Genomic DNA, 15,298 nt, shown 5'->3' on the forward strand with positions numbered 1-15,298 from the left:
TACCTTTGTGTTGAGTATGTTGGGTTGTGTATATGAAGAAGGGCCGCAGCCCGCCTGTTGTTCAGCTTAACACAAAACGCGCATTCGACACGCTGACCGTCGCACAGACCACGCGCCTTGTCGCCCAGACACTCAATCAAGAATATGCGCCAGCCCCACCACATTCAGACATACCGGCGCCCCCACGCCGATACCCTCGCGACTGCGGGTTTTAATGTCGATTTCCTGCTGGCTGTGCGCCACCCTCACACGCAGCGTGGACACAAAACCGGCGAAATCCACGGCAGTCACCACGGCCTGAGGCTGAGTCAACGGCGGCGCGGGCATAATGTCTATCTGTTCCGGCCGCAGCATGATGCGTGCCGGGCCACGGCGTAAGCGGTCGCTCACGCGGACGTCGCCCAGTACACAAGCTGCCAGGCCATTCTGTAATTCGGCAGACACCACCAATGTATCGCCGAGAAACGCCGCCGTCTCTTCATCGGCCGGCTGTTGATAGAGCCACTGCGGCGAACCGACCTGAACCAGACGCCCCTGTCGCATCACCGCCACCTGATCGGCAAACGACAATGCCTCCGCCTGATCGTGCGTCACCAGAATGGACGCGATGTCCGACTCCGCCAGCAGCGCCGCGACCGATTGACGCATGGCGGCGCGCAACCCGGTGTCCAGCGCGGAAAACGGTTCATCCAACAGCATCAACGCCGGCCGTTGTGAGAGTGCTCGCGCCAGCGCCACCCGCTGCTGTTGTCCGCCGGAGAGTTGATGCGGCCACAGAGATGCCAGTTGACGATCAAGAGAAACCCGCTCCATCAGCTCATCGACCCGACGCTGTTTCTCCCGGCGGCTGCCGCCAAGCCCAAAGCTGATATTCTGCGCCACGGTAAAATGCGGAAACAGCGCGCCATCCTGCGGCACAAAACCGATGCCGCGCTCATGCGCCGGCACCCAGACAGCATCGTCCGCCAGTATGCGGCCCTGCAACCGAAGCCGGCCGCAATCCGGCGCTTCGAACCCGGCGATAATACGCAGCAGCGTGGTTTTGCCGGAACCGGACGGCCCCACCACCGCCGTCCGACTGCCGGGCGCGACGCGCAGGTCGATGGCGTCCAGCACACGGGTAGCGCCAAACGATTTACCGATACCGAAAAGTTCCAGAGTATTCATAGTCCTGCCGTGCGTTTGGATTGCGAATAAAACAGCCAGGTCAATGGCAATGACAACACCACCATAATCAAGGCGTAAGGCGCCGCCGCCATGTAATCGATCTCGCTGGTCAGCGCCCAGAAGCCGGTCGCCAGCGTCCGGGTGCCGTTGGGTGCCAACAGCAACGTCGCCGTCAGCTCATTAGTCACTGCCAGAAAGACCAGCGCCGCGCCCGAGGCCGCGCCGGGTGCGGCCAAGCGCAGCGTAGTGCGCCACAGCGCCCGCGATGGTGAACACCCCAGGCTACGGGCTACGTTCTCTAGCTCCACCGGCGCCTGGGCGATCCCCGCCCGCAGAGAAATCAGCGCACGCGGCATGAACATCAGCACGTAGGCCAGTAGCAACGTTATTTCCGTCTGATAGATAGGACGCAGCGCATGGATGGTCATCGTCACTAACGCCAGCGCCACCACGATACCGGGCAGCGAACTGGTGACATAGTTACAGCTTTCCAGTACCCGATAGACGCCGGAAGGATGTCGTACCGACAACCAGGCCATCGGCAAGGCGCACAACGTCACCAACAGGGCGCCGACCACCGCCAGCCATAGCGTCTGCGTCAAGGCAGGCAGCAGATCGGGATTACGCCATACTGCGGCACCGCCGCGCGCCAGCCAGCGCCCCAACGTCATCAGAGGCACGCCCAGCGCCAGCAATACCAGCATCAGCGGCAAAAGCAGCCCCAATGTCAGCGTTATCGGCCCCAACCGCCACAACGTTTGACTGCGGGCGCTGCCTGAACCGACACGGGCATAACGGGCGCGCCCGCGGGTGCCCATTTCCAACACCAGCAACCCAAGACAGCACAGCACCAACACGCCGGCCAGCATATTGGCCGCCGGGCCGTTAAAGGTGGATTGGTATTGTTCGAAAATCGCGGTGGTGAAGGTATCGAAGCGAATCATGGCGTACAGGCCGTACTCCGCCAGCAGGTGCAGGGCGATCAATAGCGACCCGCCCCATACCGCCAACCGCAGCTGCGGCAACACCACCCGCCGGAAAACCGCCCACGGACGGGATCCCAACGAGGTGGCGACATCCTCCAGGCTGGGGTCGAGGCGGCGTAATACCGCAGCGACGGGCAGATAAATAAACGGGAAATAGGCCAGCACCGACAAAAACACCCCGGCGGCGAGCCCGTTCATTCCCGGCAGCAGGCTGATCCAAGCATAACTTTGTACAAAAGCAGGCACCGCCAGCGGCGCCGTTAGCAACAGCGACCAAAGCTGACGCCCCGGCAACGCGGTACGCTCGGTCAACCACGCCAGCGCCACGCCCAACAGCGCGCATAGCGGTAACGTACACACCACCAGCAACACCGTGTTCACCACCAGCTCGCCGACGCGGGGGCGAAACACCAGCGCACGCACGCTATCCCAGCCGGTCTCAAGCGTCACGCCCACCACAAACCCCAGCGGCAACAGCGCCAGCAGAGACAGCACCAATGCAGCCGCTACGATCCAGCGCTCCGGCCGTTGCCGCGACTGACGGCGCACCGTCGGCGCCCCCCGGCGCACTTCCTGCAGCTCCGCGTCAGACATACCGAACGGAGCCTCCCGTCGGACATGTGGTCATTACAGCAGGCCCGCCTCGGTCATCAATTCCACCACTTTTTTACCGTTTAACTGCGCGGCGTCCACTTTCGGCGCGTTCAGGGATTTCAGCGGCACCAGTTTTGGGTTCGATTCGGCGTTCACGCCCACGGCATACTCAAACGCGGTATTGGTACGCAGCAGTTCCTGCCCTTGCTTGCCGGTGATCCACTTGATAAAGGTTTGAGCCTGCTGCGGGTGCTTGCTGGCCGCCAGTACGCCGCCGCCGGAGATACTGACGAAGGCGCCCGGATCCTGGTTTTTGAAATAGTGCAAACGGACATTTTTGCTGTTCTCGCCGGTTTTAGCGCCGTCGACGAACGGGTAGTAGTGATAGATCACACCGCTGTCGATCTGGCCGGCATTAACGGCTTTCATCACCGTACTGTTGCCCTTATAGGCGGTGAAGTTGGTTTTCATCGCCTTCAGCCACGCCAGCGTTTCCTGCTCGCCTTTCAACGCCAGCATGGCGCTGACGATAGCCTGAAAATCGGCACCGGACGGAGACGCCGCCCAGCGGCCTTTCCATTCAGGTTTAGCAAGATCCATCAGCGATTTCGGCAACTGTGCCTCGCTGATCTTCTCCGGGTTGTAAACAAACACGGTAGAACGGGCGGCGATACCGATCCAACGGCCGTGGGACGGGCGGTATTGCGGTTCAACCTGCCGGAGTGTTTCGGCATCCACCGGCGCAAACAGATGGGCGTTATCCACCAGCACCATGGCCGGCGAGTTTTCGGTCAGAAACACATCCGCCGGCGTCGCGCTGCCTTCTTGCACCAGTTGGTTCCCCAATTCGCTATCGCCGCCGTTGCGCAGCGTTACCTTAATGCCGGTTTCCTGGGTGAAGGCATCGGCCCAGGATTTGACCAGATTTTCATGCTGCGCGTTATACACCACGATGCCGTCAGCTTCCGCCTGCGCATTACCAGAAAACCCCATCATCAAAGCAGACGCCAGCAGCGTGACGGAAAACAGAGAAGCCATATGCCGTTTCATACCATTATCCTTTTATAACTATCTGACATTAAAAGTGAATTGGTTGGGTTCAAATCAACGGCGACCATTATCCCGAACGAAAAATGGAAATAAAAATGATTCTTATTAATGATTTTGCTGACGATTTCTTAACAATTTCTTGATGAAATACTGGATTTACAACACGTTGGAATCGCTCTGCTCATACGTGAGAGCGCAATTAAGTAGCGGCGGCAATCAATTTGCCGCCGAAGGGAATTACCAGCGTTCGGCAGCCTGTCGATCGCTGTCACGAGCATCCACCCAACGATCGCCCGTCGACGTCGCCTCTTGCTTCCAGAACGGCGCGCGGGTCTTAAGATAGTCCATGATGAATTCCGCCGCCGCGAACGCCGCATGCCGGTGTGCTCCGCTCACGCCGACAAAGACGATTTCATCGCCAGGGTACAATGCACCGATCCGGTGAATCAGGCTGACTCGCTGTAAGGGCCAGCGTTGCCGCGCCTCGGCGACGATCTCCTCCAGCGCCTTTTCCGTCATGCCGGGATAGTGCTCCAGCGTCAGCGCCTGCACGCTGTCCCCCAGATTGTGATTACGCACCTTACCGGTAAAGGTGACAACCGCGCCGTCAGATTCACAGGCCGACAGCCATTGGTATTCTTCACCGACGCTGAACCCGGCCTCGCCTACCCGAATACGTGTTTCCATCCCATCAGCCCCCGGTCACTGGCGGAAAGAATGCCACTTCGTCGCCATCCGCCAGCGGATGCGTCATCGTCACCAGCGACTGGTTTACCGCCGCCAGCAACCGCCCATCCTCCAGCGCCAGCGCCCAGCGTTCACCACGGGCGCACAACGCCTGTCGCAGCGCCGCCACATCGGCATACTCCGGCGGCAGCGACAGCCGGTCAGTTCCCGTCAACTCCCGCACCTGGGCGAAAAACAGCACATTGATCATGACGCCTCCGCAACAAAATCGCCGGATTTGCCGCCGCTCTTCGCCAGCAAACGTACCGGGCCGATCACCATATCTTTCTGCACAGCCTTGCACATATCGTAAATAGTCAGCGCCGCGACGGAAGCCGCCGTCAGCGCCTCCATTTCCACGCCGGTCTTGCCGGTGAGGCGACACAACGCCTCAATGCGTACCCGGTTATGCTCCGGCTGGGCCTCTAACTCCACGGCAACCTTACTCAACAACAGCGGATGGCACAGCGGGATCAGCTCCCAGGTTCGTTTAGCGGCCTGAATGCCGGCGATACGTGCGGTGGCGAAAACATCGCCCTTGTGATGGCGGCCTTCAACGATCATCGCCAGCGTTTGCGGCGCCATCGTGACAAAGGCTTCGGCGCGAGCTTCGCGCACGCTGTCGTTCTTGCCGGAAACATCCACCATTTCCGCCTCGCCGGCGGCATTGATATGCGTCAGTTGGCTCATGCTCGGTTACTTTTTCAAATGGGGATAGAGATTGCAGGGTTTCTGGCGCGCATCCAACTGCTCGCAGATAATGCGTTCCCAGGCGGTATGGCAGGCTTTGGTCGACCCCGGCACGGCGAAAATCACCGTCTGATTGGCTAACCCGGCAATCGCGCGCGACTGGATGGTAGCAGTCCCGATTTCCTCATAAGACACCATGCGAAATAACTCGCCGAACCCCTCGATTTCACGATCGAACAGCACCCGGATCGCTTCCGGTACCTGATCGCCCGCGGTAAAACCGGTGCCGCCGTTAATCAGCACCACATGAATATCATCACTGGCGATCCAGGCGGAAACCTGCGCACGAATCTGATACAGGTTTTCGCTGACGATGGCGCTGGCCACCACCTGATGCCCGGCATCCTGCAATGCCTGACGCAGATAATCGCCGGACGTGTCATCCGCCGCAGTACGGCGTGCAGACACCGTCATCACCGCCGCCCGTAACGGCACAAATTCGCTGCTAACCTTGCTCATTGCTGACTCCTTAAACGTATGCGTGACTGACGACGTCAGCCGCCAATAAAAGACAGATTCTGGGTGATGCCGCTATCGCCCTGATGCAGGAAGTGCGTTTCGCGCTTACGGGTCAGGCCCCCGGCGATACGCATTTTCAGCGCCTCAACCTGACCGTCTTCCTGCAGCAAATCGCGCAGCGGGATCCCCTGCTCGCCGAACAGGCAAAGATGGAGCTGTCCCACAGCGGAAACCCGCAGCCGGTTGCAGCTCTGACAGAAATCTTTCTCGTATGGCATGATCAGCCCCACCTCCCCCAGATAATCCGGATGAGAGAACACCTGCGCCGGGCCGTCGCTGCGTGAACGCGGTTGCTGCTGCCAGCCCTGCTGTAACAGACGTTCGCGGATGACCTCGCCGGAAACGTGGTGACGGCGAAACAGCGCGCCGCCGTCACCGGTCTCCATCAGTTCAATAAAACGCAGTTGAATCGGGCGCTGGCGGATCCATGCCAGAAAGGTGTGCAGGCTACTGTCGTTAATGTCACGCATTAATACGGTATTGACTTTGACCCGCGAGAAACCGCAGTCGAAAGCGGCGTCGATACCGTCCATCACTTGACGAAATTTGTCCTGACCGGTGATGGCGTGGAATTGGCGGGCGTCCAAACTGTCCACGCTGACATTCAGCGAGGTCAAACCCGCTTCGCGCCAACGTGCCACGTCGCGCGCCAGACGATAACCATTGGTCGTGACCGCTAGCGTATGGATAGCCGGGTTTTCGCGGATCGCGGCGATGATCTCCACGAAGTCTCGACGCAGCGACGGCTCGCCGCCGGTCAGGCGCACTTTTTCGGTGCCCAGTTCGGCGAAAGCGCGGCTGATTCGGCGGATCTCGTCCAGCGACAAAAAACGGGAAGACGCACTGCCATTGGGTTGATAACCCTTCGGCAGACAGTAGGTACAACGAAAATTGCAGACGTCTGTTATCGACAGGCGCAAATAGAAAAACTTGCGCGCAAACGCATCGGTCAGTTGACTCACCATAAACACCTTTCCAAATACGGGAGATGCCGGCATTTCTACCTTGCACCCTGGTGGCCTCAGTGGGCCACGGCCGGGGAACCCTATTTCGCGACAACGAAACTTAGGCGCCAGGGCTAGGAGTTTGATTGCCTGTCTACATACCGACAGCACAACCGTGATTGCTGCATAAAGTTTATCGCCAAAAACGGCGCTTCGTCAGCTCAAAACCGTTATATAAAACTATATATATCGGATTTTATTCACTATTTTCGTTGTCCAGCATACCGCAAAGCGTCACGTTAACGTTGCGCTATATCATGCAATAACGCACATTTCCGGCAGAAATAAAGGGGTATGACGCTACTCCCTATAGTCAAGCGCGCCATAAAATCACCAGCCCGCTAAGGGCGGTGAGAAGGCGTCGCGTCGCGCCGAAACGCAACCGCCACGCGACGAAAAATCAAACCGTTTCGCAGCAACGTAAATGGCATGACACACATCTGCACCATCGTGGCGTGCGTCATGCAAACGCAAATTTGCGTTTGTGCTGATGCCACAGTGCGGCTGGTTGTGCTATATATCCGCTACTTTTTTCAGGCTATTTCTTTCGGGCTATTTTTTCGGGCAACAGTAAGGATGTTTATGCGCAATCGCACACTGTCGGATCTTGACCGCGTGGTCGCGTTAGGGGGCGGCCACGGCCTGGGGCGTGTGATGTCGTCTCTGGCTTTTCTCGGCAGCCGCCTGACCGGCATCGTCACCACCACCGACAACGGCGGCTCCACCGGCCGCATCCGGCGTGCGGAAGGCGGCATCGCCTGGGGCGACACCCGTAACTGTCTCAATCAGCTCATCACCACCCCCAGCGTCGCCTCCGCGATGTTTGAGTACCGCTTTGGCGGCACTGGCGAGCTGGCCGGGCACAATCTGGGCAATCTGATGCTAAAGGCAATGGATAACCTGAGTGTCCGCCCGTTGGAAGCCATCAACCTGATCCGCAATTTGCTCAACGTGGATTCATTTCTTATCCCGATGTCGGAACAATCGGTCGACCTGACGGCTATCGATCAGCACGGCAATACCGTGTATGGCGAAGTGGAAGTCGATAAACTGACGGCACTGCCGCAGGCGCTGAAGCTCGACCCGGTTGTACGCACCACCCGCGAAGCGTTGCACGCCATCGCTGAAGCCGACCTGATTCTGATCGGCCCCGGCAGTTTCCTAACCAGCCTGATGCCGCTGCTACTGCTTGATGATCTCACCCAGGCGCTGCGCTGTGCACAGGCGCCGATGGTCTATATCGGCAATCTGGGCACTGAAATCAGCCACGCCGCCACCCACCTGACGCTGGCGCAAAAGCTGGACATGATGGAAAGCCGCGTCGGCCGTCGGATTATCGACGCAGTCGTGGTCGCGCCGCAGGTCAACACCCGCAGCGTCGAGGAGCGCGTTATCGTGCGACACCCGCTGGCGGCCGACGACGTTCCTCATCATCACGATCGTGCATTGTTGCGTGCGGCGCTGGAACAGGCGGTACAGTCACTGGGGAAGGTTCACGCTCTCAGCCAGGGCGTATGAGTCACCCCCAGCAACAACCCTTCCGGGCTGAGAAAGCGCGTGACGGTTTGCCCCCACGGCTCCAGCCGGTTATCCACCAACAGCGGATAACCCCGTTGCTTCAGCGTTTGCGTGGCAGCGTCAAGATCAACCACTTCCAGCTCCAGCCAACCTTGCGGCACCGGGTAGTCCGCCGGCCAGCGCTCGCTGCCGAAGCAGGACTGGCTGGCCTGCTCCAGCGGCCATAGCGCGAAATGCTTCACCCCCGCCAGATCCTCGGCATTCAGGTAAGACTCATTGCCGGGCATCGGTTTCAGCGGCAGATTCAGCAATTCCAGATAGCAGGCGCGACTGGCGGAAAGCGATGAAACAATCGGGCCGAAGCCCGCCACAAACAACACTTCGACACCGGAAATCGACGGAGTCATATCATTACCTCACAGGTTTCGGTTCATCAATGTGCAGACATGTCAGGGTCGGTCGGGGCCCCCCGGCTAACCTCAGGACGCCGCGATAAACCGCTCTTTTAATGCATGGAGCTCATCGCGCAGACGGGCGGCCTCCTCAAACTCCAGATTCTGGGCGTGGGCCAGCATCTGGTTTTCCAGTTCACGCATCTTCTGCTCCAGCGCCTTGGGCGACAGTTGCGCATACCCGGCAGCGGGTTCGGCGGCTTTCTTGCTGCGGCCTTTGCCTTTCTGACCGGTCGGCTGGCCGATCTGCAAAATGTCCGTCACCTTCTTGTTAAGCCCTTGCGGCACGATGCCGTGTTTCTCGTTGTAGGCTTGCTGCTTCTCGCGACGACGTTGGGTTTCATTCATTGCCCGTTCCATCGAGGGCGTAATCCGGTCGGCGTACAAAATCGCCTTGCCGTTAAGGTTGCGCGCCGCGCGGCCGATGGTCTGGATCAACGAACGTTCGGAACGCAAAAAACCTTCTTTGTCCGCATCCAGGATCGCCACCAGTGACACCTCCGGCATATCCAACCCTTCACGCAGCAGGTTGATGCCCACCAGCACATCGAACTCGCCCAGACGCAGATCACGGATAATCTCCATGCGCTCGACGGTATCGATATCCGAATGCAGATAGCGCACACGCTCGCCGTGCTCCTCCAGATATTCGGTCAAATCCTCCGCCATGCGTTTGGTCAAGGTCGTCACCAGCACCCGTTCGTTGATGGCCGAGCGTTTGCGGATTTCCGATAGCAAATCATCCACCTGCGTCGTCACCGGACGCACTTCCAGCACCGGGTCCAGCAGGCCGGTGGGGCGCACCACCTGGTCGATGACGTCGCCGCCGGATTTCTCCAGCTCGTAATTGCCCGGCGTAGCCGACACGTAAATGGTCTGCGGCGCCAACGCTTCAAATTCCTCAAAACGCATTGGGCGGTTATCCAGCGCCGACGGCAGCCGAAAGCCGTACTCCACCAGCGTTTCCTTGCGCGCCCGGTCGCCGCGGTACATCCCGCCCAGTTGCGGAATGGTGACGTGGGATTCGTCGATCACCAGCAGGCCGTCCGCCGGCAGATAGTCAAACAGCGTCGGCGGCGGCTCGCCCGGCTGGCGGCCGGAGAGAAAGCGGGAATAGTTTTCGATGCCGGAGCAGTAGCCCAGTTCGTTCATCATCTCCAGATCGAAAGTGGTGCGCTGAGCCAGGCGTTGCTCTTCCAGCAGCTTGTTGTTGGCCAGCAGCACCTGCCGCCGCTCCGCCAGCTCCACCTTGATATCCTCCATCGCCTGCAGGATGCGCTCGCGTGGAGTGACGTAGTGAGTTTTAGGGTAGATGGTATAACGCGGCACCGTCTGTATTAATTGGCCGGTCAGCGGGTCGAACAGCGACAGGCGTTCCACTTCTTCGTCAAACAGTTCGACGCGCAGCGCAATCTCGTCCGACTCCGCCGGGAAGATATCGATCACTTCGCCGCGCACCCGGAAGGTACCGCGCTGGAAAGCCTGATCGTTACGGGTGTATTGCAATTCCGCCAGCCGCCGCAAGATAGCGCGCTGATCGATCAACATGCCTTGCGTCAGGTGCAGCATCATCTTCAGATACAAATCCGGATCGCCCAGGCCGTAGATAGCCGACACCGACGCCACCACCACCACATCGCGCCGCTCCAGCAGCGCCTTGGTGGCCGACAGCCGCATCTGTTCGATATGCTCGTTGACCGAAGCGTCCTTCTCGATAAAGGTATCGGAACTGGGTACGTAAGCCTCCGGTTGGTAATAGTCGTAGTAGGAAACGAAATACTCCACCGCATTTTCCGGAAAGAAGGATTTCATCTCACCGTACAACTGGGCCGCCAGCGTCTTGTTGGGCGCCAGAATCATGGCAGGCCGGTTGAGATCGGCAATCACGTTGGCGATGGTGAACGTCTTGCCGGAACCGGTCACACCCAGCAGCGTCTGATGCGCCAGTCCGTCGCCCAGCCCTTCTTCCAGCCGACGAATGGCTTCAGGCTGATCGCCCGCCGGTTGAAAGGCGGAATGCAGTTTGAACACTTTACTCATGACGGATACCCGGATGCAGGAAAAGCTGGAACGCCAGCGGACGGCTCAGGGATATTATGGAAATCCCCCGCGGTTTTGCCAGCGAAATGATACTGGATATAACTCCAGCATCAAGACATTATCGGATGATATACGCCCGCGGCACGTTATGCGCATGTCAGTTCGCGGGCGGCGCGCTACCCCCCTATCGCGGTATCACGCCACACGGGTGCCGCATCCCACGTTTCATTAAACGGCAAGGTAACGGGTTCTTATCATTGCCAGGACAGGGAAACGGCCGCATCAGCTAGCACAGCGCCGCACACTTATCCAGAAAAAAATAGGTTATTTATCCCCAGATTTTCTCTATCGCAAATTAACTGGGAGTACCAGTGCCGGGAATTTATGCAACCGGCCGCCGAAGTTTAAAAAGCGGCTTGATTTTAATTAATTCATTGATATTACATGCTTTTGTAAAAAAGCATCGATTAACGTCGATCCAGTCGCAAGCCGCGCCGGCTCTTGGTTAGCGCGTTTTTTCTAACCCTAATGCACACAGTTATCCACAGAAATAGTGGATAACTCCCACAAGCGCCCGCGCTCTCTGAACTGGCGTCAGTCGGTGTGATCACGCCCGCACGGTGGACAACCCAGTCAAGGACAAAATTTCCACCATTGAAGCCAGTATTGTTATGAGAAAAAGAGCTAAATGACACAGACTTAGCGAGAAGAAAAAACACTGACCAGTGCAAGGAACTGAGTTTTGCAAACAGGTTTTTTCTATCAATATCAACTTATCCCCCGGAGATGGCGATACTTCGCCGAAACACTATCCGCGGCTCAGTAAAGCGATATTTAAGTAACATCCGATATCCTGTTGAACCGGTTCGGATAAATGCGGGATTTCCCCCAGAAAAGGGGCAGGAATGCGCTGCTGCAACGTCTGTAGATAGGCGTGGTGATAACGTCCGGGCGGCGCGACATCGTTGGCGATCCACCCCGCCAGAGGCAACCCGGCCTGCACCACCGCTTGCGCGGTCAGCATGGCGTGGTTGATGCATCCCAGCTTCACCCCCACCACCAAGATCACCGGCAGTTGTTCCTGCCTCACCCAGTCGGCAAACGTCGCGGTTTCCGACAACGGCGTGAACCAGCCCCCTGCCCCCTCGGTCAGCACCCAATCCGCCTGCTGCCCGAGTTGCCGCAATCCGGCGCTGAGCCGGCCGAAATGTATGGGACGCCCCTCTTCCACACTGACGATATGCGGCGACGTCGGCGCCATAAATGTCAGCGGATTAACCGCCTCATAAGGTAGCGTCACGCTGCTGTTGGCCTGCAACAACAACGCATCGCGATTGCGAACCCCCTGCGGCGTGAGTTCGCTGCCGGACGCTACCGGCTTATAGCCCGCCGTGCGATAACCGGCGCAGCGCGCCGCCTGCAGTAACGCCACACTGGCGACGGTTTTGCCCGCGTCGGTATCAGTACCGGTCACAAACCAATATTCAGTCACGATGAATGACGCCGAAACAACGTTGATAGGTCAACGGAAAGCCCTGTTCATGGCGGGAATAGTTCGCCGCCAGCGCCGTCAGCCGGGTGCGGCTCAGGTACCCGGCGGCCCGCCCCTGCGCCCGCCAAGTGGCGCCGACCCCCTTCACTGAACGCATCAGACTCAGCACATCCGGGAAATAGCACGTCGTCGGCTCGCAGCGCACCTCGGCGTGATAACCACGACACACGTCGACGATATCCGCCAACGACAAAAATTGCCGTATCCGACGGGAACCATCCACCTGCCGCCAAGCGGCATCCAACTCCGCCAGCGTCCCGTCCACCAGCGTGCAAAACGCGATAATCCCGCCGGGCCGAGTGACGCGATACAGTTCCGCCAGCGCGCCGGCAAAATCGTCACACCACTGCAGCGCCATATTGCTGAAACTGATATCCATGCAGCAAGACGGCAACGGTAAACACTCGATATCCGCCAAGACATAGCGTGCTGCGCTCTGCTGCCGCTCTGCCTGCGCTAACATCTCCGCCGACAAATCCAGCGCGGTGACTCGTTTACCCAGCGACTGCCAACAACGGCCGAAGTATCCGGTGCCGCAACCGGCGTCCAGTACGTCGTCGCCGTCGCGCATCCCCACCAGCGTCATCAACCGCTCGCCGCTTGCTCGTTGCACGTCGGCAAAACGATCGTAACCCACGGCAGCCCGGCCGAATGCGCGGGCGATCGCCTGTTTGTGCTCCGCATCAACCTGCGTCATGCAACACCTCCAGCAAACGCGCGATATCTTCCGGTTGATGGTCGGCGGTCAAGGTAATACGCAGTCGCGCCGTACCCGGCGGCACGGTAGGCGGCCGCATCGCGCTCACCCACAGCCCGGCGTCGCGCAACTGCTGCGCCAGCGCCACCGAGTGGGCATTGTCGCCCACCACCAGCGGTTGGATCGCGCCGGGCGCATCCAACAGGCGCAACGGCAGACTCGCCGCACCGCGGCGGAAACGTTGCACATTATCCAACAGCTGCGCACGCCGATCGTCGCCGCAGCGCACCACCGCCAGCGCGGCATCAAGCGCGCAAGCCTGCGCCGGCGGCATCGACGTGCTGTAAATCAAATGACGAGCAAACTGGATCAGGTAATCGGCCGCCGACTGGCTGCACAGTACCGCAGCGCCGCCGACGCCGAATGCTTTGCCGAACGTGACGATCAGCAACTCCGGCTTCACCTGTTGCTGCCAGCTGCTACCGCGCCCTTCGTCGCCGACGATCCCGACGCCGTGGGCGTCGTCCACCATCAACCAGGCCCCGTGCGCACAGCAGAGACGGTGCAATGCCGCCAGCGGCGCGCTGTCGCCGTCCATGCTGAAGATCCCCTCCGTCACCACCAGCGTTTGCCCGTCCGTCGGTTTCTCCAGCAATTGCGCCAGCGATGGCGGCTGATTGTGCTGAAAACGTCGCAGCGTGGCCGGCGACAGGGTGGCGGCCTCCAGCAAGGATGCATGGCTAAGGCGATCCGCCAGAATGCGATCCCCCTCACCCGCCAGCGCCGCCACCACGGCTTGATTGGCGGCGAAGCCGGAAATCATCAGCAACGCCTGCTCATAACCGAGCCACTCCGCCAGCCGGTGCTCCAACTGCTGATGCGCCTGCGTATAACCGGTCACATGTCCTGAGCCGCCGCTGCCGACGCCGTAACGCTCCGCCCCTTGCTGCCAAGCGCGGATCACCGCCGGATGGTGACTCAACCCCAGATAGTCATTGCTGGAAAAATTGAGGTAGCGCCGCCCCTGATGTTCCAGCCAGCGACCACCGCCGCCCCGGTTCGGCAACCGGACGCGGTAGGCATCCTCCGCCCGGCGCTGGGCCAGCGCCCGATCGATACGTTGCTGCCAGCCCATTTATACCGCCGCGTTGTAGTACAAATCGGTATCGGCGTGCAGTAGCGTTTCCGCCAGTTGCTGCCGCTGTTGGTTATCACCGTATTCGGTGCCGGTCTGCTGCGGGTTGATCCCCAACTTACGAAATAGCACCCGATCCTTGTCTTCATGTGGATTGGGCGTCGTCAGCAATTTGCAACCATAAAAAATCGAGTTGGCGCCGGCCATAAAGCACATCGCCTGTGTCTGTTCGCTCATTTGCTCGCGACCGGCGGACAAACGCACGAACGAGGTCGGCATCATGATACGCGCCACGGCGATAGTGCGGATAAAGTCGAACGCATCCACCTCTTCGTTATTCTCCAGCGGCGTTCCCTTCACCTTGACCAGCATGTTGATCGGCACGCTCTCCGGCGGTTTGGGGAGGTTAGCCAGCTGCACCAGCAAGCCGGCGCGATCGCGCACCGTCTCACCCAGCCCGACGATGCCGCCGGAACACACCTTGATGCCGGCATCGCGCACTTTGTCCAGCGTATCCAAGCGTTCCTGATAGGTGCGGGTGGTGATGATGTTGCCGTAGAACTCCGGCGAGGTATCCAGATTGTGGTTGTAGAAATCGAGCCCGGCCGATGCCAGCCGCGCAGCCTGATCGCCGTGCAGCGTCCCCAGCGTCATGCAGGTTTCCATCCCCATCGCCTTCACACCGCGCACCATCGCCTCCAGATAGGGCATATCCCGCGCGTGCGGATTTTTCCACGCCGCCCCCATGCAGAAACGAGTCGAGCCCGCCGCTTTCGCCTGGCGGGCGGCATCCAGTACCTGCTCAACCTGCATCAGGCGCTCGTTTTCGATACCAGTGCGGTAACGGGCGCTCTGCGGACAGTATTTACAGTCTTCCGGACAGGCGCCGGTTTTGATGGAAAGCAGCGTGCTCACTTGAACCTGCTGCGGATCGAAATGTTGACGATGCACCTGCTGCGCTTCAAACATCAGCGCCAAAAAGGGCTTATCAAACAGGGCTTGCGCTTGCTCCAGCGTCCAGTGTTTTCGTTCGGTCATCATGGCAACTCCGGGTGAAAAAGTGTTGCCAGTGTAATTTGCGCGGGTATGCTGTCAACCAAATAACAGT

Annotated in this window: 15 protein-coding genes and 1 riboswitch; of the genes, 1 reads left to right on the forward strand and 14 read right to left on the reverse strand. The window is 59.3% G+C overall.

Features of this window, described 5'->3' with window-relative positions:
* Window positions 1-132: 132 nt before the first annotated feature.
* From HEP82_RS13045 to moaA, 8 genes are all read right to left on the reverse strand, one after another.
* A complete protein-coding gene (locus HEP82_RS13045; protein WP_192458479.1) occupies window positions 133-1,167 on the reverse strand; it encodes an ABC transporter ATP-binding protein in 1,035 nt (344 codons plus the stop codon).
* Window positions 1,164-2,747: an ABC transporter permease gene (locus tag HEP82_RS13050; RefSeq protein ID WP_192458480.1), complete on the reverse strand. Its 1,584-nt coding sequence runs from the start codon at window positions 2,745-2,747 to the stop codon at window positions 1,164-1,166. Before HEP82_RS13050 ends, HEP82_RS13045 begins: the two co-directional genes overlap by 4 nt.
* Window positions 2,748-2,780: 33 nt before the next feature.
* Complete coding sequence (locus HEP82_RS13055; RefSeq protein ID WP_407938288.1) at window positions 2,781-3,743, reverse strand: iron ABC transporter substrate-binding protein; 963 nt, start codon at window positions 3,741-3,743, stop codon at window positions 2,781-2,783.
* Window positions 3,744-4,034: 291 nt separating this feature from the next.
* Complete coding sequence (gene moaE, locus HEP82_RS13060) at window positions 4,035-4,484, reverse strand: molybdopterin synthase catalytic subunit MoaE (RefSeq protein WP_192458482.1); 450 nt, start codon at window positions 4,482-4,484, stop codon at window positions 4,035-4,037.
* A 4-nt stretch (window positions 4,485-4,488) separates the two neighbouring features.
* The gene (moaD, locus tag HEP82_RS13065) at window positions 4,489-4,734 is read right to left on the reverse strand and encodes a molybdopterin synthase sulfur carrier subunit (protein WP_192458483.1); all 246 of its coding nucleotides are present in this window, start codon (window positions 4,732-4,734) and stop codon (window positions 4,489-4,491) included.
* Window positions 4,731-5,213 carry a cyclic pyranopterin monophosphate synthase MoaC gene (gene moaC / locus HEP82_RS13070; protein ID WP_015854122.1) on the reverse strand — a complete coding sequence of 161 codons (483 nt, stop codon included), beginning with the start codon at window positions 5,211-5,213 and terminating at the stop codon, window positions 4,731-4,733. Before moaC ends, moaD begins: the two co-directional genes overlap by 4 nt.
* 6 nt (window positions 5,214-5,219) lie before the next feature.
* Window positions 5,220-5,732, reverse strand: coding sequence for a molybdenum cofactor biosynthesis protein B (moaB, locus tag HEP82_RS13075; RefSeq protein ID WP_192458484.1), 513 nt, complete (start codon window positions 5,730-5,732; stop codon window positions 5,220-5,222).
* 35 nt (window positions 5,733-5,767) lie between these two features.
* Window positions 5,768-6,757, reverse strand: a complete 990-nt coding sequence (gene moaA / locus HEP82_RS13080) for a GTP 3',8-cyclase MoaA (RefSeq protein ID WP_192458485.1) — start codon at window positions 6,755-6,757, stop codon at window positions 5,768-5,770.
* Window positions 6,745-6,889, reverse strand: a riboswitch (molybdenum cofactor riboswitch). It overlaps the preceding gene by 13 nt.
* 489 nt (window positions 6,890-7,378) lie before the next feature.
* On the opposite strand from moaA, the gene yvcK reads away from it, so the two are divergent.
* Window positions 7,379-8,314, forward strand: a complete 936-nt coding sequence (gene yvcK, locus HEP82_RS13085; RefSeq protein WP_192458486.1) for a uridine diphosphate-N-acetylglucosamine-binding protein YvcK — start codon at window positions 7,379-7,381, stop codon at window positions 8,312-8,314.
* On the opposite strand, the gene HEP82_RS13090 is transcribed toward yvcK, so the two are convergent.
* The 6 genes from HEP82_RS13090 to bioB form a co-directional block, all read right to left on the reverse strand.
* On the reverse strand, window positions 8,290-8,721 hold the full coding sequence (locus tag HEP82_RS13090; protein WP_192458487.1) for a VOC family protein: 432 nt from the start codon (window positions 8,719-8,721) through the stop codon (window positions 8,290-8,292). The genes yvcK and HEP82_RS13090 overlap by 25 nt on opposite strands.
* A gap of 72 nt (window positions 8,722-8,793) precedes the next feature.
* Window positions 8,794-10,806 (reverse strand): excinuclease ABC subunit UvrB, encoded by a 2,013-nt coding sequence (gene uvrB, locus HEP82_RS13095; protein ID WP_192458488.1) that lies wholly within the window; start codon window positions 10,804-10,806, stop codon window positions 8,794-8,796.
* An 808-nt stretch (window positions 10,807-11,614) separates the two neighbouring features.
* Window positions 11,615-12,298: a dethiobiotin synthase gene (gene bioD, locus HEP82_RS13100; protein WP_192458489.1), complete on the reverse strand. Its 684-nt coding sequence runs from the start codon at window positions 12,296-12,298 to the stop codon at window positions 11,615-11,617.
* The gene (gene bioC, locus HEP82_RS13105) at window positions 12,291-13,055 is read right to left on the reverse strand and encodes a malonyl-ACP O-methyltransferase BioC (protein WP_192458490.1); all 765 of its coding nucleotides are present in this window, start codon (window positions 13,053-13,055) and stop codon (window positions 12,291-12,293) included. Before bioC ends, bioD begins: the two co-directional genes overlap by 8 nt.
* On the reverse strand, window positions 13,042-14,190 hold the full coding sequence (gene bioF / locus HEP82_RS13110; protein WP_192458491.1) for an 8-amino-7-oxononanoate synthase: 1,149 nt from the start codon (window positions 14,188-14,190) through the stop codon (window positions 13,042-13,044). Before bioF ends, bioC begins: the two co-directional genes overlap by 14 nt.
* Complete coding sequence (gene bioB / locus HEP82_RS13115; protein WP_192458514.1) at window positions 14,191-15,228, reverse strand: biotin synthase BioB; 1,038 nt, start codon at window positions 15,226-15,228, stop codon at window positions 14,191-14,193.
* Window positions 15,229-15,298: the final 70 nt, after the last annotated feature.

The sequence above is a fragment of the Musicola keenii genome (assembly GCF_014855505.1).
GTDB classification, from domain to species: domain Bacteria; phylum Pseudomonadota; class Gammaproteobacteria; order Enterobacterales; family Enterobacteriaceae; genus Musicola; species Musicola paradisiaca.